Below are 23,834 nucleotides of genomic sequence, written 5' to 3'. Positions count from 1 at the left end.
TCAAGAACCATCAATATCCTACATGGCAGTATTCAAGTTTTTCACTTACTTCTTGGAAAAGGATCTCCTTCTAATATTTTGAATGATATTTTTTTTGCTGCTATAAAAATTGGAATTTTATCAAAACCCTCTACACTGATTTTGAAAATATAATTCCCCAGTTCTACCCTATATTTTTGATTCAAGTCAATGATTTCATCATCATTGGCTAGTTCAATAAAAACTTTGGCTGTATCCGTATGCCATAAAAATAAAGTTGAAACAAAATAAGGTTCTTCAAACTCAATATCTATCGCATATTCATTACTACTTTGGTCAATGCTACCTGACAAAACAATTTGTCCTGCATCCATGCGACAAAATTCAAAATCCATCCATAAGCATCGACTTAAATGCGTATTGATTCTCTTGATCTCTAAGTTAACTTCATCTACACTCATTGCAAACATATGAATCCTCTCCTGCTTGGTCACTATAATATGTCATCCTCCACGACCGGAACAAACGGTGATAACCAGACATCCTCTTGCCGCCTTAGAGTTCCTCGGGCTAGTACGTAGACTTTGAACTCGTTATCGTAGCCTTCGATATCCTCATCATCTCTTGTATAGAGTAAGCCATAAGAACCCGGTGCTTGGTCTGCGATGAATTGAAATAGCTCAATGATCTCCCCGGCCTCGAAACTTTTGTGATTCAAAAATCCTCCTACAGCAAGATGATACGTCCCATTTGCGGGATAGACTTTTAGGAGTCCATCACTCCAACCCAACTCTAAGATAAAGTTTTGTATATTTTTGAACACCAATTCTAAATTTTCAGAATCTTCTTCAAATGTCTCCCGGATCGTAGCCCAGCCATGAAACTCGTACATCTTCTCACCCGCTTCCTAGATATTTGATGAAAACAATCAAAACCTCCCCCTCTGCCCCAGCAACCCCCGCACCACCACCCAGCTCCCCAGCGGCGCGGCCCCCAGCAGGAGCATGAGCAGCGTGATCGTCCGCAGGGACTGGTCCAGGGACAGCACGGCGATGAAGATCAGCAGGCCGAGGAGGCGGCCGCTCATCAGGCTAAGCTCCCTGAGCACTACCAGCTCCACGCGTTTGCCGGCGCTCTCCTCGGACACTCCCATCAGGTCGAAGCTGGTGGACAGCATCGGCAGCATGTAGAGGGGCAGGCAGAGTGAGGTCCCGATCCCCATGATGAGGAGGGTCGTAAAGTTCACCTTCCATAGCAGCGGAAGAAGGAAGGCGATGAGCAGCAGGCTGCCTGCCAGCATACCGCCGAGGCGGGCGCGGGGCTTGAACCATCTGCCGGCCGCATAATAGCTGATCAGGGAGACGGCGGAGGTCAGCAGGGCGAACTGTCCCAGCTTGCTCTCCTCTTGTGCTGCAATGTAGACGAGCAGACCAATCAGGAAGGAGAATACGCCTTCCCGGATGCCCTGAAATACTAGCGCCGCCGCAACTGGCCGCCAAGGACTGCGCCTGCGGGTAAGCTCGCGCCAGGGCTCCAGCCAGAGATAGGCTTCACCGCGCGGCCGTTTGCGCAGGCCGAAGCTGAGCACAGCAGCCAACCCATAGATACATAACGACAGTATGAATACCATACGGTAGCCTTGTCCGCCTTGCCAGCGGGAGATCATCCAGCCGGACACCCAGGGTCCGGCTATTCCAGTCAGGGAACCGAGCAGGCCCATCCACCCGTTATAGAAATCGCGGTTCTTGGCATCGGTAATCTCGAAGAAAACAATATTGAACGCCAGCCAGTACAGCCCGATGGATAGCCCGAGGACCCCGCCCAGCGGCCAAATGTAATGAATCGCGTCGCCCCGCAGCCACAGCACCAGCAAATAAAAAAAGCCCGATACGGCAATTCCCAGCCGTAGGGCATTCATTTTGTTATGTTCTTTCACCCACTTGCCGCCCAGCCAAAAGCTGAGACCCACCGCAAGCTGCTGGGCCACGGTGAACCAGCCGATCATGGCGAAGTTCTGCCGGCTTTTCCACAGATATACGTTGAGGAACGTCCCTGCAAGCACTGTAGCCAGAAGGTATAGCCCGCCTACAGCCAGCAGCAGCGCCGCCTGTCCCCGTTCAGAACCTCTCATGCTTAGCCCTCCCTGCTCGTCCTAAGACACATCATCTATTACTAACATGTCCAGACGGCAGGGAAAGCATGAATCCGAACTTTATTCGGCTGCGGTGCTGAGATTGCGGACAAGCTGGATGCGGTCTTCCTGCGCCAGACTATGCTGCACATGGAAGCAGGAAGGACAGACGTACAGATTCAGCGCAAAAGGAGGCTTCAGCACGGCTGCGCCGCCTAGCGCTTCCGGCGTTGCCGGGGTGAACCCGTCCACCTGCTGCGTACCGGAGTGAAGCATCAGCTCATGGCATTGCGGACATTCCGGAGCTTCCAGCTGGGCAGCCAGCAAGCCTGAGACCTTGTCCTCATAACGCTTCAGATCATAGTCATCGCCGAATTGGCCCAGCGTACCCCATACAGGCACCACACTATCCTTGTCGTCGTCATCCCACAAATTATCGTCGCTGATCTCTTCCTCCCCGGAAGCTTCCTGCGTATCCGGCTCTTCATCCTCCAGATCCTCTGCACCTATCGTTACTGTGCGGTAGCCGCTAAGCTCGTTATTGCAATGAGGACAGGTATCCTCGGGGCCAAACTCCTCATCCCATACAATCTCGGTATGGCACCATGGGCAAACTGTTGTCTCCATCTGTATAATCTCCTTCGCTTACTCACATTCGGTTCAATTCACCGTTAAATATATAATGCCGGCCGCTATAAAAGCCAGGGCTGAAAAAAACAGAATCCGAATCAGCAGCTTCATCTCCCTGCCCCCTAATTCAGAATATGGCCGCGCCGATAACATAGGACAAGGATATGGAGAGCAGCATGGCTGTCAGTCCTACGGCCCGGTTATCTGCGGCAATCTCTTCATCAATTGAAAAGACCGGAGTAAAAAACTCGAACAGGAAGTAAGCCAGCAGCAGCAGCAAAAAGCCTACAACCGACCATTTCATCGTCTCATAGATGGATGCCCCCGCTTCAATGCTGAAGCGTAAGATGTTGCAGATTCCGAAGATTTTGCCTCCGGTTGCCATGGCTACGGCCACATTCCCCTTACGGATTTCTTCCCAGCAGTTGTATTTCGTCACCATTTCGAAGAAGGACAGGAATACGACCAGCCCCAATATGGCGACAGTGAAGTAGCCTAGCAGCGCCCCCAGCGGATGTTCCAGCAAAAGATCAATATTATCCTGCACACTTTTCCCTCTTCCCTGCCGGACTATGGGCGCTACTCCAGTTCAGCTACCGTCACACCCGCGCCGCCTTCATTATAGTTCCCGAGCCGATAGCTTTTGACATGCTTGTGCTTGCGGAGGTATTCCTGTATTCCTGTCCGCAGGACCCCCGTCCCCTTGCCGTGGATAATGGAGATCTGCCCCAGATTGCCGAGAAAAGCTTCGTCGATGAAGCGGTCGGTCTCCATAATGGCTTCCTCCAGGTTCGCACCGCGCAGATCAAGCTCATTACGGATATTCTCATCGCGTGTACGCTTGACCGTTGTGGCCCTGCGCAGAGCCGGCGGAGGAGCATCCGGGGCGGAGGCCAGGAATTCCAGATCACTCAGATTGACCTTCATCTTCATGATGCCGAACTGTACCACCGCTTCCTTGGTACCACTCAGCTCAACCACAAGGCCCTTCTGATTCACATTCGCTACCTTCACTTCATCCCCTGGCTGAATCTTACGCGGCGCCTTGACCGCGCTGCGCGGCACAGCCTTCTTGCGTGGCGCAGGCTCTGCTTCATCCAGCCGGCGGCGCGCTTCGATCAGCTTATGCTCCTTGACGGATGCGCCTTCCTCCAGCGCCAGGCGGCGGAGGTCACTGATAATCTCCTCGGCTTCCTTGCGCGCCTTGGCCAGAAGTTCGCTGGCATCCTTCTCTGCCTTCTCAAGGCGTTTGTCGCGTGAGCCCTCCAGCTTCTCCAGCTCCTGCTGCTGCCGCTTACGGAACTCCTCCGCTTCACGGCGAATCTCTTCCGCCCGTATGCGTTCGTTCTCTGCGGTAAGGCGGTTCTCCTCAAGGGATGCAATCATATGCTCAACACGCATATCTTCTTCCTTCACTTCACCGCGCGCATGCTCAAGGATTGCATTTGGCATCCCGAGGCGTTCAGCAATAGCGAACGCATTGCTTCGTCCAGGTACACCGACCAGCAGCCGGTAAGTAGGACTCAGGCTCTGCACATCGAATTCCATGCTGGCATTAATAACGCCTGCCCGTTCATAAGCGTATGCCTTCAATTCACTGTAATGTGTAGTGGCAACCATCCGGGATTCCGTCCGGTGAATATTCTCCAGAATCGCTATCGCCAGTGCGGAGCCTTCGGCCGGATCGGTTCCTGCACCGACCTCATCGAGCAGAATCAGACTCTTCGGTGTCATCCGCTTCAGAATGGATATAATATTTGTCATATGGCTGGAGAAGGTACTGAGGCTCTGCTCAATGCTCTGCTCATCGCCGATGTCGGCGTAGATCGCATCGAAGACACACAACTGGCTGCCTTCCTCGGCCGGAATGAAGAGACCCGACATGGCCATCAGGCTGAGCAGGCCGATCGTCTTCAAGGTCACCGTCTTCCCGCCCGTATTAGGGCCGGTCACGATGATGGAGCGGTAATCATTGCCCAGCTCCACATCCAGCGGCACAACCTGCTCGGCCGGAATTAGCGGATGGCGGCCCTTGCGCAGGCGCAGGTATCCGCGGTCATTCATCCGCGGCTGGGTAGCCTTCAGGTCGCGTGCCAGACGTGCCTTGGCGAAGATGAAGTCCAGCTCGCCGAGAATGTCGATATCATAAGCCATCTCCTCGGCAATATCGCCGACCAGCGCAGTCAGACGGTGCAGAATGATCTCAATCTCACGTTCTTCGCGCAGCCGCGTCTCCCTCAGCTTGTTGTTCATCGCTACAATGGATTCCGGCTCGATGAACAGCGTTGCCCCGGAGCCCGACTGATCGTGCACAATACCGCCGAAGTGGGCGCGGTACTCTGCCTTGACCGGAATGACGAACCGGTCACCACGGATCGTCACGAGCTGATCCTGGAGCATCTTCGAGACCGAAGACGAGCGGATCATCGAATCCAGCTTCTCACGGATGCGCGTCTCTCCCCCGCGCAGCTCGCGGCGGAGGGAGGCAAGCTCCGTGCTCGCCGAATCCATTACATCGGCATTCTCGTCAATACACATGCGGATAGCATCCTCAACAGGCTTCTGCTCCGACAGCAGATCACTCTGTGCGAAGAGGGTAGGAACGCTCTCATCGTCATGCATGGCATGGATGAACCGCTTCACCCGGCGTGCCCCGCCAATCGTGTTGCCTACCGCAAGCAGCTCTGCTGTGCCCAGCATTCCGCCAATTGATGCACGCTTCAGCGCAGGACGGATATCGGTTACGCCGCCGAATGAAGGAATTCCCTTCAACCGGTCAACATTTACCGCCTCATCCGTTGCCTGCAGGAGCTTCTTCACCCCTTCGAAATCACCGGAAGGCTTCAGGAGCTCGGCGGTCAGCCGTCCCATCGGCGTCTGCGTATACTGCATCAATTTATTTAAAATCTTGCGATATTCAAGCGTATGCAAAATTTTGTCGTCCAATTACTGTCACAGCTCCCTTCATAGATGGAACCATTATACCTAATTTAGCCCATTTTCGCTATTTGGGTATGATTTCTGGGCATAGAAAACCGGCTTCGGGCCACAATAACAACGCACATATCCTTAAGCGAACGCCAAAGGAGGTTAGTTCATTGAGATTCTTAGCTCATGTAGTACGGTTCGTGGTCGCTGCAATCGTGCTGATGGTGGTCGGCTGGATTGTTCCGCAGTTCACGGTCGGGGGATTCTGGAGCGCATTCATGCTTGCTCTGGTAATCGCTCTGCTCGGCTGGGTCGTTGAAGGCATTTTCGGCAAAAAAACCACGCCCTTCGGCCGTGGTATCGTCGGCTTCCTGGTCAGCGCCCTGGTCATCTGGATTGCCCAGTTTGTCGTCAGCGGTGTCAGTGTCTCGGTGCTTGGTGCCCTGCTTGCCGCACTGGTCATCGGGATCATCGATCTGTTCCTGCCGGTATCCACTCCGTTTGAAGCAGGCAAATAACGGCGCAAGGCACATGCAGACAATGAAACCCCCAGCTCCCGGTCTATATCGGAATTTGGGGGTTTTCTGTAAGTTTATGCCCTTTAACGGAAGTGACCGCAGAGGTCACCACAGCATTTTTCCCTCCGCGCTTGGCCGAATACAGCGAATCGTCCGTCTTGCGGAACAGCAGCTCCTTGCCGTCTCCAAGCTGGTAGTGACACAGTCCGATGCTGACCGTAATGGGCTTGTTCCCGGCATACGGATGGCACATGGCAGCAATGCTGATACGCATTTGCTCGACAGCAGCGTAGGCTTCCTGGAAGCTTTTATCCGTAAAAATCACTGCGAATTCTTCCCCGCCATACCTTGCCGCGAAGTCATTCAACCCGATCAGGCTGCCCATCTTGGCCGCCACCTCTTTCAGCACAAGATCGCCCACCCAGTGTCCGTATCTGTCATTGACCTGCTTGAAATTATCGATGTCCATTAACGCCAGCTGCAGCCTCAATCCGTTGTTCTCACACTGCTCCAGCAGCGAATCCAGATACTCATGGAACGTCTTGTGATTATACAGGCCGGTTAACGCATCCATCTTCAGCAGCTTGTCCGAAATCGCCCGCTCTACCATTAGCTCCTGCTCCGACTTGGTGAGCTGCTCCAGATATTCGCGCGTCTCGCGGCCACGGAGGATCACCGCCTGCGCCGTCAGGGCAAAAACAACATACACACACTCCACCAGCACGAACTCCAGCAGCGGCTTGCCAAGCAGCGGCCGTTCAAGCCCAAAGTATACCCCCGCGTAGAATACAATGCTAAATGCTCCAAGCGAGTACAGCAGCCGCTGGTCGAAATAGATGAGGGCCAGCATAAGGGGCATCAGCAGCATCATCTGGGCACCGTCTACATAAGGCTCCAGCACAAAATACATCAAATAGGAAACCACAAAGCTGCAGACCACAACCGCCTGCTTATGATAACGGAGCGAGCGCCGCAGCCAGACCTCGGCAGAAGCCATACTCAGGACAATCATCAGGTTGCAGACTATGAACATATGCCCCTTGCCGGGACTGAAGATCGTCTCCATCTCAGCCGAACGGGAGTACAGCATATACAGGAACTGGGCGAGCAGCAGACAGAGTACGATGATCCAGTAGCCATACAATATTCTCCGGTGCCATCTCTCTGCACTTTGCAACGCGTAATCTATAATGATCTGACTCCCCTGCTTCTAGCCGAATAATATGAAGCTTTAATTATATTAGGCTTAATTATAATTAATTTTAAACTCTTTTGCATCATATTTTTGCAAAATTCGACAAAGTTTGCAGCGGTGATGACGGCGGCGGTCGGAGTCTTTTTCATAGATTGATCAAGACAACTTGACCGATTTAGGCTATGCTAAGGACAACTGCCCAAGTAGATGAGGAGGATGCATATGATCAGAAAGTCGGCTATTCTATGTTCTATTATATTTGTGCTTCTGCTAACGGCCTGCGGAGGGAACACGAGCAATTCTGATAGCGCAAACAACGCAGCTGCCGGGAGCAATCTGACGGCGGAGGAAGAACTCGTAATTACAGCCACCAATTATAGCTTTGACCAGCCGGAATACCATTTGAAGAAGGGCGTCCCTGTCAAAATCATCTTCGAAAATGAGAGCGGCAATCACGGCATACTAATCCCGGAAATGAAGCTGCGGTTGGATGCCAAGAACGCCTCGCAGGTTGTCCTGCCCGAGGAAGCCGGAACCTTCGAGATGACCTGTGCCATCATGTGCGGCTCCGGCCACAGCGGAATGACTGCTAAGATTATTGTGGAGTAAGCGACGTCCGCGAATTCAGGGGTATTAGTGCACCTCATTGGGCTCGATTGGCCCTCATCCGAGGAATTCAGGTGCACTTTTACACCTTATTGGCTCGTTTGGCCTGCACCCTCCCCCTTCACCTTCGCGCCGGCCCATTGTGTTCGTTTTTTCGCCTACATTCTCCACAGCCCCTCACCCGACACATTGTAATCGGTTTTTCGATTACATTTGGTCGCGCCCCCCTACCGTGCCCAACTTTACAACAAATAAGCCGGCCGGGATATTCTCCCTGCCGGCTTATTTACTCTACATACACGAGCGGCTGCTACAGCCACTTCTCTTACTTCACACCCTTGCTGCGGCCAGAAATATCCAGCCAGACGGCGATGACCAGGATCGAGCCTTTGACCACATACTGCCAGAACGACTCCAGTCCCATCAGCGACATGCCGTTATCGAGCGAGGTCATCACCAGCGCCCCGATGAGAGCGCCGATGACCGTTCCGGCTCCGCCCATCAGGGAGGTTCCGCCTATGACGCAGGCGGCAATCGCGTCCATCTCGGCCATATTGCCTGCGGTAATGGTCGCAGAGGCCAGGCGGGAGGTCAACACGATGGCGGCGATGGAGCCGAGCAGGCCGCTGAGGATGAAGACCAGCATCGTCTTGCGTCTGATGTTAATGCCGGAGAGCCGCGCAGCCTCAATATTGCCGCCGATGGCGTAGATATGGCGGCCGAAGGTCGTCTTGGTGGACAGGAAGTAGAAGATGGCCGCCAGCACAATGACGAAGATGATCGGGAACGGAATCCCTTTGTAATTGTTCATCAAGGCCACAAAGACTACCACGAGCAGGGACAGTCCTGTTACCTTCGCGATATCCATGCCGAGCGGGGCGACGGTGAACCCGTATTTCTTGCGGGAGCGCCGCTTCGTGAAGGCGCTATACAGCAGCAGAGCCACCGCGAGCACGCCCAGAATGATTCCGAAGCCTGAGGCAAAATAGGCATTGCCGAGCAGCGCCAGCACCGGATCAGATACCGGAATGGTCATGGATTCAGTCACGCCCATCAGCACCCCGCGGAACACCATCATCCCGCCGAGGGTGACAATGAAGGCGGGGATCATTTTATAGGCGACCAGCCAGCCCTGCACCAGACCCAGCACCGCACCTGCGGCAACCGTGCCCAGGATGACCACGATAGCGGGCAGCTCCAGCCAATTGCTGAGAATCGCCGCCATCCCGCCGGTCAAGCCGACGATGGAGCCGACGGACAGATCGATATGGCCCGCCACGATAACCAGCACCATGCCAATGGCCAGTATAGAGGTCACCGACATCTGCGTGAACAGATTGGACAGGTTCCGTGAGGTCAGGAAGGTCGGATTCAGCACACCGAACAGAACCCAGATCAGAATCAATGCGCCAATCATCGTATAGGCGCGCATATCCATTTTGCCGAACAGGGTACGCAAGCGCGATCCTCCGGCGGACGGAACCGCTTCAGGTTCCTTAAGCTCTTTTTGCAGCTGCATCTCTATCTGCCTCCTGTGGCGGCCAGCATAATATTCTCCTGGGTTGCCTCGCGCCAGTCATATTCCCGTACCAGTTGTCCTTCGCACATCACCAGAATCCGGTCGCTCATCCCCAGCACCTCGGGAAGCTCGGAGGAGATCATTATAATAGCTACTCCCTGCTCCACCAGCTTGTTCATCAGGTTATAGATTTCGTACTTCGCTCCGACATCGATGCCCCGGGTGGGTTCGTCCATAATCAGAATCTTGGGGTCACTCATCAGCCATTTGCCGATAACCACCTTCTGCTGGTTCCCCCCGGAGAGTGTGCCGACAAGCGTCTCCAGCGAAGCTGTCTTCGTCTTCAGATCCTTCACGTACTGCTCAGACCACTTGATCTCCTCATTCTCATTGATCACTCCCAGCCTTGAGACCTTGCCGAGTGTGGCCAGCGTCGTATTGCGCTTGACATCCATCCCCATGACCAGCCCCTGGCGCTTGCGGTCTTCCGTGACCAGGGCAATCCCGGCCTTGATCGCTTCGGCAACCGAACGGATCTTGACCGCCTTGCCTTCGATCAGAACCGTACCTTCACTTCTTCCGCCATACGCACCGAACAGGCTGCTGACCAGCTCTGTCCGTCCGGCCCCCATCAGCCCGGCAATGCCCAGAATTTCGCCTTGACGGAGCGTAAATCCAATATCTCTAAGCACCTTCTGCTGACGCTTCTCCGGGTGCCAGACATTATAATCTGCGACCTCAAGCACCTTGTCTCCGGGTGAATGCGGGACGCGCGGATAGCGCTCGGTCAACTCACGGCCGACCATCAGCGATACCACCTGATCGTCGTTCGTCGCCTGGCGCTCCAGGGTTGCCACCGTCCGCCCGTCGCGCAGCACGGTAATCGAATCGGCCAGTGCGAACACCTCGGGCATTTTGTGGGAGATATAGACACAGGTAACCCCTTCGCGCCGCAGCTGGTTCAGAATGCCCATCAGGATGGACACCTCACTCTCGGTCAGCGCCGCTGTCGGTTCATCCAATATGAGAATCCGGGTATGCTTGGAGAGCGCCTTGGCGATCTCTACGAGCTGCTGCTGGCCGATGCCCAGATTGCCGATCTTCGTATCCGGCGACAGGTTCAGCCCTACCTTCTTCAGCCACAGCGAAGCCTGATGGTACAGCTCATTCCACTGGATCGCCCCGCGCTTCACCGGCTCTGCCCCCAGGAAAATATTCTCGCCGACCGTCATCTCCTTCACGAGCGCCAGCTCCTGATGGATAATCGCAATGCCGGCCTGCTCGGCATCGGTAATTTGGTGGAATGCCTTCTTCTCCCCGCCGATGCGGATTTCGCCTTCATATGTCCCCGCAGGATACAGTCCGCTCAGCACCTTCATCAGCGTGGATTTGCCTGCGCCGTTCTCCCCGCACAAGGCGTGAATCTCTCCTTGCCTCACCTTGAAGTTCACATGGTCCAGCGCCTTCACGCCGGGGAAGCTCTTGCTGATCTCTACCATTTCAAGTACATCCATGCCTGCCGTTCCTCCTTCCCGCCCTCAAGCAGCAAGCAGATGCGGGTTCGCCACTGGCGCCGCATCTGCTTGCCGTACAGGCTGCCCTTATTGTTTCGGCCACTGGTCCTTCGGAACGTTCTTATACACATCCTCCAGCTTGTGGAAGCCGTCCTTGATCAGCACATCCAGGTTATCCTTGTTGACGGCAAGCGGATCAAGCAGCACGGATGGAACATCAATTTTACCGTTGTTAACAGTCTTATCTGTCGAAATAGCCTCGCCCTTGGCAGCTGCCACCGCCATTTCCGCCGCCTTCGTGGCAATCGCGTTGATCGGCTTGTAGACCGTCATCAGCTGTGTGCCTTCCGCGATACGCTGTACAGCAGCGAGGTCAGCATCCTGACCGGATACCGGAATTTTGCCCGCCATGCCCTGCGCCGTAAGCGCCTGGATGGAGCCGCCTGCTGTCCCGTCATTCGCTGCTACAACGCCCTGTACATCGTTATTGTTCGCGGTCAGCGCATTCTCCATATTTTTCAGCGCTTCTTCCGGCTTCCAGTCCTTGGAGAACTGGTCGTAGACGATTTTGATATCGCCCTTCTCTTCCAGCGGCTTCAGAATATTCATCGCGCCTTCCTTGAACATGTGGGCATTGTTATCGGTATCTGCGCCGCCGATGTAGACGATATTGCCCTTAGGAGCCTTGTCGATAACCGCCTGAGCCTGGAATTCACCGACACGCACATTATCGAAGGAGATGTAATAATCCACCTCGGAATTGTTGATCAGCCGGTCATAAGCAATAACCTTGATGCCTTCCTTATGCGCCTTATCCACGATGGGAGCCGTAGCCTCCGCATTATGGGCAATGACCACGAGCACATCCACACCCTGGGAGATCAGTTGCTCCGCCTGGCTTAGCTGGGTAGCATCATCCCCGTTCGCGGCCAGCACCTTCACTTCACCGCCAAGCTCCTGTACTTTTGCTGTGAAAATATCCCGGTCCTTCTGCCAGCGCTCCTCCTTCAAGGTATCCATGGACATGCCGATGACAATTTTGTCCCCGTCCTTGGCCGCTCCAGCAGACTCCTTCTTCTCGTTGTCACCGCTTGAGACCACACCGCAGCCCGCCATCGATGCAGCCAGCACCATCGCCGCCAGCCCGAGGGAAATTGCTCTTCCGTATTTTCTCACGATTACTACGCCCCTTTTCGTCAGTCCTATATTTGATTGCGCTTACAAAAAAAGTGTAGCATGGAAAAACCGCCCCGGGAGCAGCGATTCCCTGCACTTATTTGCCCTCCACCCGCATTCTTGGTCTTGTCTGCTGTAATGTAATTCTCCGCCCCGGCTTTCATAGGATAATCCGGGGCAACAGCACAAAAAAGTCCTTGCTCACTCAGCAAGGACCCGGCTTCTCCTGCTGCTGGCGGAATTCGCTTGGCGTCATCCCCGCAGCCTTCTTGAAGACCCGGCTGAAATAATTCGGGTCCTTATAGCCTACTTCATAGCAGATTTCCTTCAGGTTCAGCTGATCCTCAGAGATCAGGCGTTTCGCTTCATTCATCCGCAGCCGTGTGACATAGTCGATGAAGGTCTCTCCTTCATGCTGCCGGAATAATTTGCTGAAATAATGCGGGCTCAGATTCACATATTCAGCCGTCTGCTCCATGGAGATATCCTCTTTATATTTCTGGCTGATATAGAGCAGCGCCCGCTGATGCACATGGGACCGGTGATGCTCCTGCTCCTCCTCCAGGCCATCGATCAGCCGCTCCAGCCAGGACTCCGCGCTTAACCGCAGAGCACGCGGATCTTCCGCTGCGTTCAGCGAAGCCAGCAGCTCTGCACCGGCCGTGGAGTGAGCGCCTCTGGCCAGGAACAGCAGCAGGCCTGTTACCTCCCCACGCACGGCGGACAGCGGCTGGTCCCCTCCTTGCTCGAAGGAGTCATACAGCAGGCTGAAGCGCTGGGAGGCCTCCTGCTTGCTGCGCTGGAGCAGGGCGGTAAGCAGCTTCTTCTCTTCATCCAGAGAGACCGCCGTCTGCCCCGAGCTCTGGATCATATCATCGTAATGGTGCACACCGAATGAATGCTGGTGGTCCGCACATACGCGGACGGCTTCGCGGTAGGAACGGCTAAGCCCGTCCCAGCCTTCACGGATCGAGCCGATCCCGACGCCAAGGGGCAGGCCGAAGCGCTCCCGGGTATAGGTGCGGAGCCGCTCTCCCCAGTCCAGCGAGCTGACGCGCTGGGAATATCCGGTCCTCCCCGGCGGCAAGGGAATGAACAGCGCCAGCTGATGCCCGGCCAGCGGTCCGGCGAGGCAGCCCAGTCCTGTTTTGGCAAACTGCTTGACCGCCTCATAGATCTCCCGCTTGGACTGCCGGAACGTCTCCCAGCCGCTCTCCCCGTGCCGGGGGAATGACAGGACCATCGCGTAGCCCTTGCTGAAATGCAGCTCCAGCAGCCCGGCCAGCTGCTCCGGCTCCAGATCCTGCACATGCTCCAGCATGAGCATCAGGGTCAGCTCATTCTCGGCCAGCGGCAGCAGATGGGCCAGCTTTTCCTGCAGCTCCAGCTGTTCATTCCTGCGCCGCCGCTCCTCCCCGATGACCGCCATCAGCTTCCTCAGCACCTCCGCCACCTCTTCCCGCCGGGCCGGCTTCAGCAGATAGTCGCGGACACCCAGCAGCAGCCCCTCCTTGGCATACGCGAAGTAATCATGGGCCGTAATCATCACAATCTGCGCCGCCGGAAGCTTCTCCCGAATCTGCCGCACCGCCTCCAGCCCATGAATCCCGGGCATCTTAATATCCATGAAAATCATATCCGGCCGGTGCTCCTCCGCCAGCTGAATCGCCTTCCGCCCGTTCCCCGCATGCAGGAATTCGAATTTGTCCGGGATCAGATGCCGGATCATCAGCTCCAGCCCCTCCCGCTCCAGTGCTTCATCATCTGCGATCAGCAGCTTGTACATCGTTATCGCTTCCCCCTTCACTTCATATGAATGCCTCTAGGCCGAGGTCCGGAAGGGCAGCCGGAACAGCACCGCCGTCCCCTGCCCTTCACTGCTGTTGATCTCGATGAGCTGCTGGCCGTCGAAGAATAAATGCAGTCTTTTGAAAACATTATGTGTCCCAAGCCCGGTAGACTGGCCCTTGCTGCTGGAATGCGGCGCCTCCTGCTGAATCGATCCCATCAGCCGGGCTACCGTCTCGCGGTTCATGCCCGCTCCGTTATCGCTGATTACAATCTCCACCTGCCCGCTGCGGTAACGGATCGATAGCGTAAGTATAGCCCCCTCCTCCATCTGCTCCAGACCGTGAACGAAGGCATTCTCGAAGATCGGCTGCAGCGTCAGACACGGCACCATCCCGTCCATCGCCTGCTCATCAATCTCCATTTCAAAAGCAATCCGGTCCCGAAAGCGGGCCCGCTGGATGTTGATATACTCGTTCACATGCTCGACCTCCTCGCGCAGCGGAACAGCCTGGTCCAGCTTTTGCAGATTATAGCGGAGCAGACGCGAGACCGACACGGTCAGATCGCTGGTTCTCGCCGCCCCTTCCAGATACGCAAGCTTGGCGATGGAATTCAGTGTGTTGAACAGGAAATGCGGATTGATCTGGCTCTGCAGCATTTTCAGCTCCAGCTCCTTGACCAGCCGGTCCTTCTCCGCACTCTTGATGTTCTCCTTCATCAGCTCCTGGATATTATCGATCATCCCGTTAAAAGCGCGGCACAGTATGCTGATCTCATCGTTATTAACACTCTCCGGCGCCTTGGTATCCATCCGTCCCTTCGAGATTTGCTTGGCCGTTGCCACCAGGCGGCGGATCGGTCCGGTAATGCTGCTGGACAGCCAGACGGCCATACAGATGCTAAGCAGCGCCGCGGTGATCACCAGCAGACTGCCCATCCGGTTCAGCTTCGCTGTCGTAGACATAATCTCGGCGTAGATCGGCTTATATTGGTCCAGCTCCAAATCGACCAGCTCCTGGGCCTCCTCACGGATGAACCGCTGCGTCTGCTCCGCCTCGATATAGGCACCTGCCAGCGAATTCGCATCCTGTCCGTCAATCTCCGTGATCATCTGGCCCGCCTGCTCGACAAAAGTATCAATAAGGTGGCTGTAGTTCATCAGCGGAAGGCCGCTGCCCCCGATGGTATTCATCCCGTCCAGCCTGCTGCGCAGCTCCAGTACCGCGCCCAGATGCTTCTCCACCTCCGGGAAGCTGTCGGTATCCACCTGCATAATGAAGCGGTTCAAGGAGCGCATATTCTCGCCGACCTCATAGGATACCTCCTTATACAGCATGATCCGGTTCATCATCAGGTGGTAGCTCTCCTGCACATTCTTCCCGCTCTGGAACAGTACGAAGGAGACCGAGCTCATCAGCAGCACCAGCAGCGGAATACAGATCAGCAGCTTCAGGCGGATACTCATAGGCTCTCTCCCTCCTGCACATTGGTCTTATCCAGTACCTTCACTCCGGTATAATACCGGGTTTGTAAATGGGCACCATTAAAATAATCATGGAGCAGCCGGACCGCCATATTCCCCATAAGGTAAGGCTGCTGTGCGACAGTCGCTGTGATCGCTCCCCGGCTGATGGCATCCAGTGTCTCCGCCTGATTATCGAAGCCGATAATGGTCAGCGGACCGCGCTTCAGGCTCCTCGATGCCTGCAAGACGCCCAACGCATCCGTTGAACTGGTGCCGACCATGACATCGATCTCCGGATGATAGCGCAGCATATCTGCCGCCTGCTGGATCGCCTCCATATGCGAGATGTTGGAGCTGCGGACATCGACAATCTCCATGCCGCCGTAGTCCTTTACGATGTTCTTCAGCCCGTCCAGACGCTGAAGCTGGTTCTTGGCCAGCTCGCTGCCGATGATTACGCCTATTTTGCCTTTTCCGCCGGTCGTTTTCACTACCATGCGCCCCAGCGCCTCACCGGCAGCTACATTGTCAGTGCCCACATAGGCCAGTCTCCGGCTGGCCGGAGCATCCGTGTCAATCGTGATCACCGGAATCCCCCGGTTCACCGCCTTATCAATCACCGGCGTGAACTTCTCGTCGTTGAGCCCCTGGACGATGATGGCATCCGCTTTAGCGGCAATCGCTTTTTCCAGCAGGCTGATCTGCTCCTCCATGTTATTGCGCACCGGTCCCGTGAATTCGATCTCTATCCCGTATTTCGCTGCGGCCTCTGCGGCCCCCTTCTCGACCATCTCCCAGTAAGGGTGGTACCGCTCCTGCTCGATCAGCACAATATGATATCCGGGCTTGTCCTGACTGGGCTGGCCGCTTAATTCCTTGACAATATTGCCCATCCGGGCAGAATGGCGCGCGAAGCCTATAAACAAATATGACAACAGTATAAAAAGCACAACAACCCCAACGCCGCTGACCCATTTCTTATCCATCCCGTTCACCTCAACCAACATCCTACCCCGGGTTGTAACCGGTTGCAATACTTATTATGTCAAAAGCACTCCATGCAGGGGGCAGTTAGGCTAATGTATTCTTCGTAGATATGTTCGAACTAATTTAGCTCACATCTGGTGATTTAGGGGCACTTGTGCTCCTCATCATGAGCTGTTATCGCCAAGTGTTGCACATTTTGCAGGATTCATATCGGATTGTAGCTTGAGAACGCCAAATGTTGCACATTTTGCAGGAATGTTACCAGTGGAGCGGTCGTTGGCTGAGATATGTTGCATTCTGGGCAGGATTTCCCGCAATTTGCTGCCTCAGAAGTACGAATGTTGTATTTATTGCAGGATTTGTCCAAGATAGCAGCCTAGATGTCTTCTTCACTCCCCCCTTGCAGTCCCCCTAAGGAGGAATCCGTTCCCCGTCCCTGCACAGCAGAAAAAGCCGTTCTAAGCATTCCTGCTTACAACAGCTCTTCCTGTGATGCATCCGCCATTCAACTGTCCTGTTCGATCAGTTGAATCCATTCATTATATTCACTCTGTAGCTTGGAATATTCCGCCTGCAAGCTGCGATGCTCCTGGGACAGCTTCTCGAGCTCTCCCTGCTGCAGCTCGAACTGGGCCTGAACCAGCCGCAGCTGGCCTTGGACCATCTCATAGCTCTCGCCGATCTCATCCAGCTGCTGCGCCGCCTCAGTACGTGAGCGGCTGACTGCTTCCGCCTGAGCCTCGGCTTCACCGGCCTCCTGCTGCCAGATCTCAATCTCCTCGCGCAGCTGTGCTTCCTGCTCGTTCCACTGCTGCTCGCGCTGCTGAAGCTCCTCAACTTTCTGCTTCCAGGTAGCTTCGTACTCCCGGGTCTCACGGAGTGCTTCCTGCTGCTCCGCCGCCGCAGCGGCAGCTTCACGGCCCGCCTCATACAGCTCTTCCAGACGCCGCGCAGCTTCCTCGCCTTCGGCTTCCAGCAGTTCGTAGCGTTCCTTCAGCTGCTCCCCGTCCTGAAGAATCTCATCGTACTGGGCGATAAGTTCCTCGTAATGGCCGCGCAGCGCAGCCAGTTCCTTGCGGGCTGCTTCTGCCGCCTCCTGCTGAACAGCAAGCTCCTGCTCCGCTTCGGCACGCAGACGCGCCTCCTGATCAAGCTGCTGAACCATTCCGTCTGCCTGTCCGCGAAGAGTCTCCACTTCGCGCTGCAAGGCTGCCGACTTCTCCCCTTCTTCCAGAAGATTCATCTCCAGCTCGCTGATATCCTCCATATGCTTGTTCGCACGCTCCTGCCAGGATGCCGCTTCCTCTGCCGTACGGTCGAATTCGACCTGTGTCCGGCTGAGCTGATCTGCGGTCTCCCGCAGCGATGCGCGCAGTGCTGCCGCTTCTTCCTGCGTCAGCTCATAACGCTGGCGCAGCCCTTCCAGTTCATCGTTCAGCAGATTGCCAAGCTCCTTAGCAGTATGCAGCTCCTCCTGCGCTTCACTTAGCTTGCCCTCTGCATCCCGAAGTTCGCTGCGGATATCCACCGCCTCGCTCTGTGTAGCCGCAACCTGATTACGCAGCTCATCCAGTTCTTCGTTCAACAGGGTGCCGAGCTCGCTCGCCGTGTGCAGTTCCTCCAACGCAGCGCTTAGCTTGCCCTCTGCTTCCCGCAGTTCGCTGCGGAGCGTTTCGGCCTCGCTTTGCGCAGCTGCAACCTGCTGGCGCAGTCCTTCCAGCTCTTCGTTCAGCAGGGTGCCCATCTCGTTCGCCGTGCTCAGCTCTTCCAGCGCAGCGCTTAGCTTGTCCTCTGCTTCCCGCAGCCCGCTCCGGAGCGCTTCCGCCTCGCTCTGCGAAGCCGCAGCCTGCTTGCGCACTTCCTCCAGCGCCGCACTCTGCTGCTCTCCTTGCTCAGCGGCAAGCTTCAGCTCTTCGCCAAGCTGCTCCTCCCGCTTCAGGACAGCTTCGTACTGCGCCAGTAGCGTCAGCCGCGCATCGCGTTCACCCTTAAGCCCGGCTTCCGCCGCACGCAGCCGGGACTGGAGCTGCCCGGTTCCGCCGCGCAGCTCGCCAAGCTGCTTCTCCAGCTCCTGAAGCTGCTGCTTGTGCCGGTGCTCCTGCGTCCCCTGGGACTGCCGCAGCTCCTTGTTCTTGGCCAGCTCCTTCTCAAGCGCTTCCCGCTCCCCGGTAAGCTCACTTGTGAGCGCAGCCTTGGTATCAGCCAGCTCCTTGCTTAACGTGGAGCGGATCTCCACGATCTCGCTGCCCATCGACTCCCGGGTCTCATGCAGCTCCTGCTCCAGGGCAGACAACGTCTCTGTCTTCTCGCGGATCAGTGTCTCGCGCAGCTGCTCCAGTTCCTGCTGATGGGCAGCCTTCATCTCTTCCAGCTGCTGCAGCCGCATGGCTTCTGCGGCTTCCAGCTCCTGACGCGCTGCCTCGCGGCCTGCAGCCTGCTCTGCTTCATGGCCCTCGCGCAGCGCCTTCAGCTCTTCCTCGCGTGCCTTCAGCTCCTGCACCAGTTGCTCGCGGCCGGCGGCCGCAGCCTGCTTCTCTTCCTCCAGCAGCTGGGCTTGCAGCTGCCGCTCCTGCTCCTGCTGCTCCAGATGTCTTGAGCGTTCTTCTTCGGCAGCGGCAATCAGCCGCGCCGCCTCTTCCTTCGCAGCCGCTTCCAGCTTCTCATATTCTTCCTGCTGTTCACGCTGCGCTTCCTGAAGGCGTGACACCTCCACGCGAAGCTCGGTACGTTCACCGGTCAGCATATTCAGCTCATTCTTGAAATCCTGAACCTGGATTGCCTGCTCTGCCATATGTACAGCTGTAAGCACCGCAATCCGCGGCGTATCCAGTCTGGAATGTGATTTCGATATTGCACGCATATGCTCATCGACATGACGGGCGACCTGTTTCATATATTCTGTGCTGCTTCCTACAAGCTTGTAGGAAGTTCCGTATATCTCCACGGCGACACGGGTCCGGTCCATAGCCACAGTTGTGCCCTCCTTTGTATGTGTGCGGATTCTAAGTTGGTTTCTTTGCTCTTGCTCCTATTGTAGCGTGATTTCCTGACCTTTGGCAAAAGCACGCGTCCATTGCATTTATTCGCATGTTCCTCCGCACTTCACAAGGGTACAGAAAAGCCGCAGGGAATCTCTGTTTCTAAATGGATTCGCTGCGGCTTTGCACAATTCCTGCTATTTTCTTAATTCTGCACCAAAAGTTTGTTCAAGGGCAGAGACCACTTTGTCATGCACTTCCACAACCTCTTCGTCAGTCAGCGTATGCTCGGTATGGCGGTACAGGAGCGACAGGGCAACACTCTTCTTGCCTGCCTCCATCTTGCCTCCTGTGTAGATATCGAATACCTGCACATTTTGCAGCAGAGTGCCACCGTGCTCACGGATCGCCGCGATCAGGTCACCTGCCGGAACCGCGTCATCGACTACCACCGCAATGTCCCGCTCCATGCCCGGGAAGCGGTGAAGCTCGCTGTACTGCAGCCCGGCGCGTGCCGCATCATAGAGCGGCTGCAGCAGGACTTCGGATACATAGGTATCCTCCAGATCCATCCGGCGTTGCAGCTCGGGATGAATCTGCCCCATCGAACCGATCTTCACACGGCCCTCTGCCTGAAGCAGATAGATGGAAGCGGAGCGTCCCGGATGATAGCCTTCAGGCGCGTCCCCTTCATAGATTACGCGATCCGTAAGGCCCAGATGTGCAAATACAGTCTCCAGCGCACCCTTAAGGTCGAAGAAATCCACCGGCTCAGCAGCCACGTTCCACTGCTTGGCTGCACGCGTACCGCTCAGCAGCAGCCCCAGCACCGGCAGCTCGCTCGGCTGGCGGGTAAGGACTTCCTCCTCCGTGAAGAAGACGTTGCCGATTTCGAATAACGCCAGATCGCCTTGGCGGCGGTTCGTATTGTAGAGGGCAATGTCCAGCAGCTGCGGCAGCAGGCTGGTACGCAGCACGCTGCGCTCCTCGCTCATCGGCATCGCCAGCTTCACTGACTGTTTGCCTTCCGCCAGCATAGGGAAGAGCGTGCTCTGCTCCGGCTGGATGAAGGAATAGCCCATAACCTCCTGATATCCGCCCAGCGAGAGCATGCGGCGCAGCTCGCGGCGCAGAGATTGCTGTCTGGTAAGCGCGCCCGGTGTTGTTGTGCCTTCGATCAGGGTGGTCGGGATGTTGTCGTAGCCGTACAAGCGGGCGATCTCTTCAATCAGATCCACATCCTGCGTAATGTCTCCGCGCCGTGTCGGCACCTCGACCTCGACGATTCCCTGAGCCGCATCACCGCACTTGAAGTGCAGGCGTCCGAACAGGGTTTTCACTTCCAGCAATGACAGATCTGTCCCGAGATAGCGGTTCAGCTTCTCCAGCGATAAGTTCAGCACCTTCTCCTGAGCAGCGGCGCTGCCGGCCTGGACAATCCCTTCATGCACCGTTCCTCCGGCATACCGGGCAATCAGTGCAGCCGCACGGTTAAGCGCAGGGATGACCGCATTCGGGTCAACTTCCTTCTCGAACCGCTGGGACGCTTCCGAGCGCAGACCGAGCTGACGCGAGGTCTTGCGTACCGTTCCACCATCGAATTTGGCTGATTCCAGTACGATATTAACGGTGTCTGCGGTAACCTCTGTAGACAGTCCGCCCATCACTCCGGCCAGGCCAATTGCGCCTGAGCCGTCGGCAATGACCAGCATCTGCGGCGCAAGCTTGCGCTCTTGTCCGTCAAGGGTAACCAGTCCTTCCCCTTCACGGGCAAACCGTACACCGATGGTTCCTCCCTGGAGCTGCCCGCCGTCAAATGCATGCAGCGGCTGCCCGTATTCCAGCATCACGTAGTTGGTGATGTCTACGATATTGTTAATCGGACGTACCCCGGCCGCCATCAGGCGGTTCTGAATCCACAGCGGGGACGGCGCGGTCTTCACTCCGGCAATATAACGCACGGCATAATGGCTGCAGAATGCCTCATCCTCAATCGTAACCCTGATGGAGTCCGCAGCCTTCCCGCCCGTTTCTACAAGCTCTGCCACCGGATCAGCCAGCTTCAGCTCACGGCCCAGTACCGCACTTACCTCATAAGCGGCACCGATCATGCTCAGGCAGTCGGAACGGTTCGGCGTTAGATCGAAATCAAGAATTTCGTCATTCAGTCCAAGCACCTTGAGAATATCCTGGCCCACCTCGGTCTGCTCCGGCAGCACGAGAATGCCCTCCTGCAGCTCTTTGGGCAGCAGCTTGTCGTTCAGGCCCAGCTCTTTGGCCGAGCAGATCATCCCCTGCGACAGCACGCCGCGCAGCTTGGCTTTTTTGATCTCCAGGCCCGGCAGCTTGGCACCTACCAGCGCGACCGGAACCTTCTGGCCCGCTGCGACATTCTTCGCTCCGCAGACGATCTGCAGATCCTCGCCCTGCCCGGCATCGACGATACAGATATTCAGCTTATCGGCGTCCGGGTGCTTCTCCTTGGATTTCACGTAGCCGGTCACAATCCCGGAGATCCCTTTGTTGCGGCGTTCTACTCCGTCAATCTCGATGCCGGCGGTGGTGATTTTGTCCGCCAGTTGATCAGCGGTCACTCCTTCCAGCGATATATAATCGGCCAGCCAGGCGGTTGATACTTTCATAATCGCACACTTCCTTTTTGTTTCAGATGTATTGATCTCCATGCCGGTTGTGCTGGGGAGCGGAAGCGGATATAAACAAGCCCACGTCAACTTCGCGCAAGAAAATTCTGCATTGCAGTGTTCCTACAGAGAATATTTGGACTTCCGGCCGCTGTTGTGTTTGGATTTCCTGATTAGAACCGCTTCTCGCGGTAGAAATCCAAACACAAAGGCGGACGCTACCGCTCCTACAGTTCCAAAATTCCCCTCCGGTCCTTCAATCGCAGTCATTTAATTAGCACTGCCGTCATCCCTCCGGCTTAACAATATCCGTCCAACGCCCCCGCGCACCCCCGCCAAATCCCTAAATACCCTTGAACTGCTTCACAAAGCCCATATCATTCGTGTAGAAGTAGCGGATGTCATCGATGCCGTATTTCAGCATCGCTATCCGTTCCGCACCCATGCCGAACGCGAAGCCGCTGTAAACTTCCGGATCGTATCCGCCCATCCGCAGCACATTCGGGTGCACCATACCGGCGCCGAGAATCTCCAGCCAGCCGCTCTGCTTGCAGAGACGGCAGCCTTCGCCGCCGCATTTGAAGCAGCTCACATCCACCTCAACGCTAGGCTCGGTGAACGGGAAGAAGCTTGGGCGCAGGCGGATACCCGCGCTAGGTCCGAACATCTCCTTGGTGAACTGCTGCAGAGTACCCTTCAGGTCGCTCATGCGGATATTACGGCCGATGACCAGACCTTCAATCTGATGGAACTGGAAGGAGTGGGTCCCGTCGTCGTCGTCACGGCGGAACACCTTGCCCGGACAGATGATTTTGACCGGAGTCTCCCCGTTCTTGGCCAGCATGGTACGGACCTGAACCGGTGACACGTGTGTGCGCATCAGAATGTCTTCCGTAATATAGAAGGAATCCTGCATATCGCGGGCCGGATGGTTCTTCGGCAGGTTAAGGGCTTCGAAGTTGTAGTAGTCTGTCTCTACTTCCGGTCCTTCTTCAATCTGGAAGCCCATCCCGATGAAAATATCCTCGATCTCCTGGATCACCCGGCTGAGTGGATGAATCCCGCCCTGCGGCAGGCCGCGGCCCGGCAGGGTTACATCGACCTTCTCCGCATTCAGGCGGCTCTCTGTCTCCTGCTGCTGGAACAGCTCCTGCTTGGCGCTGATCACCTCTTCAATGGCGCTGCGCACCAGATTGGCCACCTGGCCGATCACCGGACGCTCCTCCGCGCTTAGTCCGCCCATACCGCGCAGAACCTCTGTCAGCTCGCCTTTTTTGCCAAGGTATTTGACGCGCAGGTCATTCAGAATCTGCGGATCGTTTACCGCCTGCAGCTTCGTCAGCGCCTCAGCCTTCAGTGCTTCCAATTTGTCTTTCATGGCTTGTACTGCCCCCTCAAATCTCGTATTGTTCAACAAAAAAAGGCCTTTCCTCCCGGTAAAGGGACGAAAAGACCGTGGTACCACCCTTGTTAGACGGCCGTACGCTTCCCTTAAGAGCACTATTCCCTCTTTCGGTGCGGCAAAGACCTGTCTCACTTTATACAGAAATAACGGTCTGCGGCCGGTCCCCCCTACTAGTGCTTCAAGCACATTCAGGGAACTGCTCCGGAGTGAACTTCGGCAGCTCTGCTCTCTTAGAAACGCTCTCAATCTGCGGCGCTTCCTCCCTGTAAGCCAGGCACTGCGTACTCTTCTCCATCATTGCATGTATGCGGATTATAACCTCTGCACTTCGATCCTCCACTTGGGAAGATATGCCCATCTATTATATGCA

At 55.8% G+C, this 23,834-nt stretch carries 18 protein-coding genes and 1 other annotated feature; of the genes, 2 read left to right on the top strand and 16 right to left on the bottom strand.

Going from position 1 to position 23,834, the window contains the following annotated elements; translation table 11 throughout:
- Positions 1–41: 41 nt before the first annotated feature.
- From NST26_RS08435 to NST26_RS08410, 6 genes are all read right to left on the bottom strand, one after another.
- Positions 42–449, bottom strand: coding sequence for a hypothetical protein (locus tag NST26_RS08435; protein ID WP_340979016.1), 408 nt, complete (start codon positions 447–449; stop codon positions 42–44).
- A gap of 23 nt (positions 450–472) precedes the next feature.
- On the bottom strand, positions 473–871 hold the full coding sequence (locus tag NST26_RS08430; RefSeq protein ID WP_340979015.1) for an Imm7 family immunity protein: 399 nt from the start codon (positions 869–871) through the stop codon (positions 473–475).
- Positions 872–907: 36 nt separating this feature from the next.
- Positions 908–2,110 carry an MFS transporter gene (locus NST26_RS08425; protein ID WP_339313265.1) on the bottom strand — a complete coding sequence of 401 codons (1,203 nt, stop codon included), beginning with the start codon at positions 2,108–2,110 and terminating at the stop codon, positions 908–910.
- Positions 2,111–2,191: 81 nt separating this feature from the next.
- The gene (locus NST26_RS08420) at positions 2,192–2,737 is read right to left on the bottom strand and encodes a hypothetical protein (protein ID WP_339313264.1); all 546 of its coding nucleotides are present in this window, start codon (positions 2,735–2,737) and stop codon (positions 2,192–2,194) included.
- Between the two features lie 130 nt (positions 2,738–2,867).
- Positions 2,868–3,287: a DUF350 domain-containing protein gene (locus NST26_RS08415; protein ID WP_036696710.1), complete on the bottom strand. Its 420-nt coding sequence runs from the start codon at positions 3,285–3,287 to the stop codon at positions 2,868–2,870.
- A gap of 32 nt (positions 3,288–3,319) precedes the next feature.
- Positions 3,320–5,686, bottom strand: a complete 2,367-nt coding sequence (locus NST26_RS08410; protein ID WP_340979014.1) for an endonuclease MutS2 — start codon at positions 5,684–5,686, stop codon at positions 3,320–3,322.
- 152 nt (positions 5,687–5,838) lie between these two features.
- Here NST26_RS08410 and NST26_RS08405 point away from each other — a divergent pair, with 152 nt between their 5' ends.
- Positions 5,839–6,186, top strand: a complete 348-nt coding sequence (locus NST26_RS08405; protein ID WP_036696706.1) for a phage holin family protein — start codon at positions 5,839–5,841, stop codon at positions 6,184–6,186.
- A gap of 43 nt (positions 6,187–6,229) precedes the next feature.
- Here the strand turns inward: NST26_RS08405 and NST26_RS08400 are convergent, their stop codons facing one another.
- Positions 6,230–7,330 (bottom strand): GGDEF domain-containing protein, encoded by a 1,101-nt coding sequence (locus tag NST26_RS08400; protein WP_340979013.1) that lies wholly within the window; start codon positions 7,328–7,330, stop codon positions 6,230–6,232.
- Positions 7,331–7,603: 273 nt separating this feature from the next.
- Here NST26_RS08400 and NST26_RS08395 point away from each other — a divergent pair, with 273 nt between their 5' ends.
- Positions 7,604–7,990, top strand: coding sequence for a cupredoxin domain-containing protein (locus tag NST26_RS08395; protein WP_036722528.1), 387 nt, complete (start codon positions 7,604–7,606; stop codon positions 7,988–7,990).
- 322 nt (positions 7,991–8,312) lie between these two features.
- On the opposite strand, the gene NST26_RS08390 is transcribed toward NST26_RS08395, so the two are convergent.
- From NST26_RS08390 to pheS, 9 genes are all read right to left on the bottom strand, one after another.
- Positions 8,313–9,506: a sugar ABC transporter permease gene (locus NST26_RS08390; protein ID WP_340979012.1), complete on the bottom strand. Its 1,194-nt coding sequence runs from the start codon at positions 9,504–9,506 to the stop codon at positions 8,313–8,315.
- Positions 9,507–9,508: 2 nt separating this feature from the next.
- Positions 9,509–11,020 carry a xylose ABC transporter ATP-binding protein gene (locus NST26_RS08385; protein WP_340979011.1) on the bottom strand — a complete coding sequence of 504 codons (1,512 nt, stop codon included), beginning with the start codon at positions 11,018–11,020 and terminating at the stop codon, positions 9,509–9,511.
- A gap of 87 nt (positions 11,021–11,107) precedes the next feature.
- The gene (xylF, locus tag NST26_RS08380) at positions 11,108–12,154 is read right to left on the bottom strand and encodes a D-xylose ABC transporter substrate-binding protein (protein ID WP_209878455.1); all 1,047 of its coding nucleotides are present in this window, start codon (positions 12,152–12,154) and stop codon (positions 11,108–11,110) included.
- Between the two features lie 247 nt (positions 12,155–12,401).
- A complete protein-coding gene (locus NST26_RS08375; RefSeq protein WP_340979010.1) occupies positions 12,402–13,982 on the bottom strand; it encodes a helix-turn-helix domain-containing protein in 1,581 nt (526 codons plus the stop codon).
- A gap of 36 nt (positions 13,983–14,018) precedes the next feature.
- Positions 14,019–15,452: a sensor histidine kinase gene (locus tag NST26_RS08370; RefSeq protein ID WP_036722538.1), complete on the bottom strand. Its 1,434-nt coding sequence runs from the start codon at positions 15,450–15,452 to the stop codon at positions 14,019–14,021.
- The gene (locus NST26_RS08365) at positions 15,449–16,438 is read right to left on the bottom strand and encodes a sugar-binding protein (RefSeq protein WP_340979009.1); all 990 of its coding nucleotides are present in this window, start codon (positions 16,436–16,438) and stop codon (positions 15,449–15,451) included. The genes NST26_RS08370 and NST26_RS08365 overlap by 4 nt, the downstream gene beginning before the upstream one ends.
- 506 nt (positions 16,439–16,944) lie before the next feature.
- Entirely contained in the window at positions 16,945–19,410 is a 2,466-nt protein-coding gene (locus NST26_RS08360; RefSeq protein WP_340979008.1) for a hypothetical protein, read from the bottom strand.
- A 204-nt stretch (positions 19,411–19,614) separates the two neighbouring features.
- On the bottom strand, positions 19,615–22,059 hold the full coding sequence (gene pheT / locus NST26_RS08355; protein WP_340979007.1) for a phenylalanine--tRNA ligase subunit beta: 2,445 nt from the start codon (positions 22,057–22,059) through the stop codon (positions 19,615–19,617).
- 343 nt (positions 22,060–22,402) lie between these two features.
- Positions 22,403–23,437 (bottom strand): phenylalanine--tRNA ligase subunit alpha, encoded by a 1,035-nt coding sequence (gene pheS / locus NST26_RS08350; RefSeq protein ID WP_340979006.1) that lies wholly within the window; start codon positions 23,435–23,437, stop codon positions 22,403–22,405.
- Between the two features lie 59 nt (positions 23,438–23,496).
- Positions 23,497–23,771: a binding site (T-box leader), on the bottom strand.
- Positions 23,772–23,834: the final 63 nt, after the last annotated feature.

This window comes from Paenibacillus sp. FSL R7-0128, assembly GCF_038002245.1.
Classification (GTDB): Bacteria; Bacillota; Bacilli; order Paenibacillales; family Paenibacillaceae; genus Paenibacillus_AQ; species Paenibacillus_AQ silagei.
This window is presented reverse-complemented; position numbering and strand designations above follow the sequence as displayed.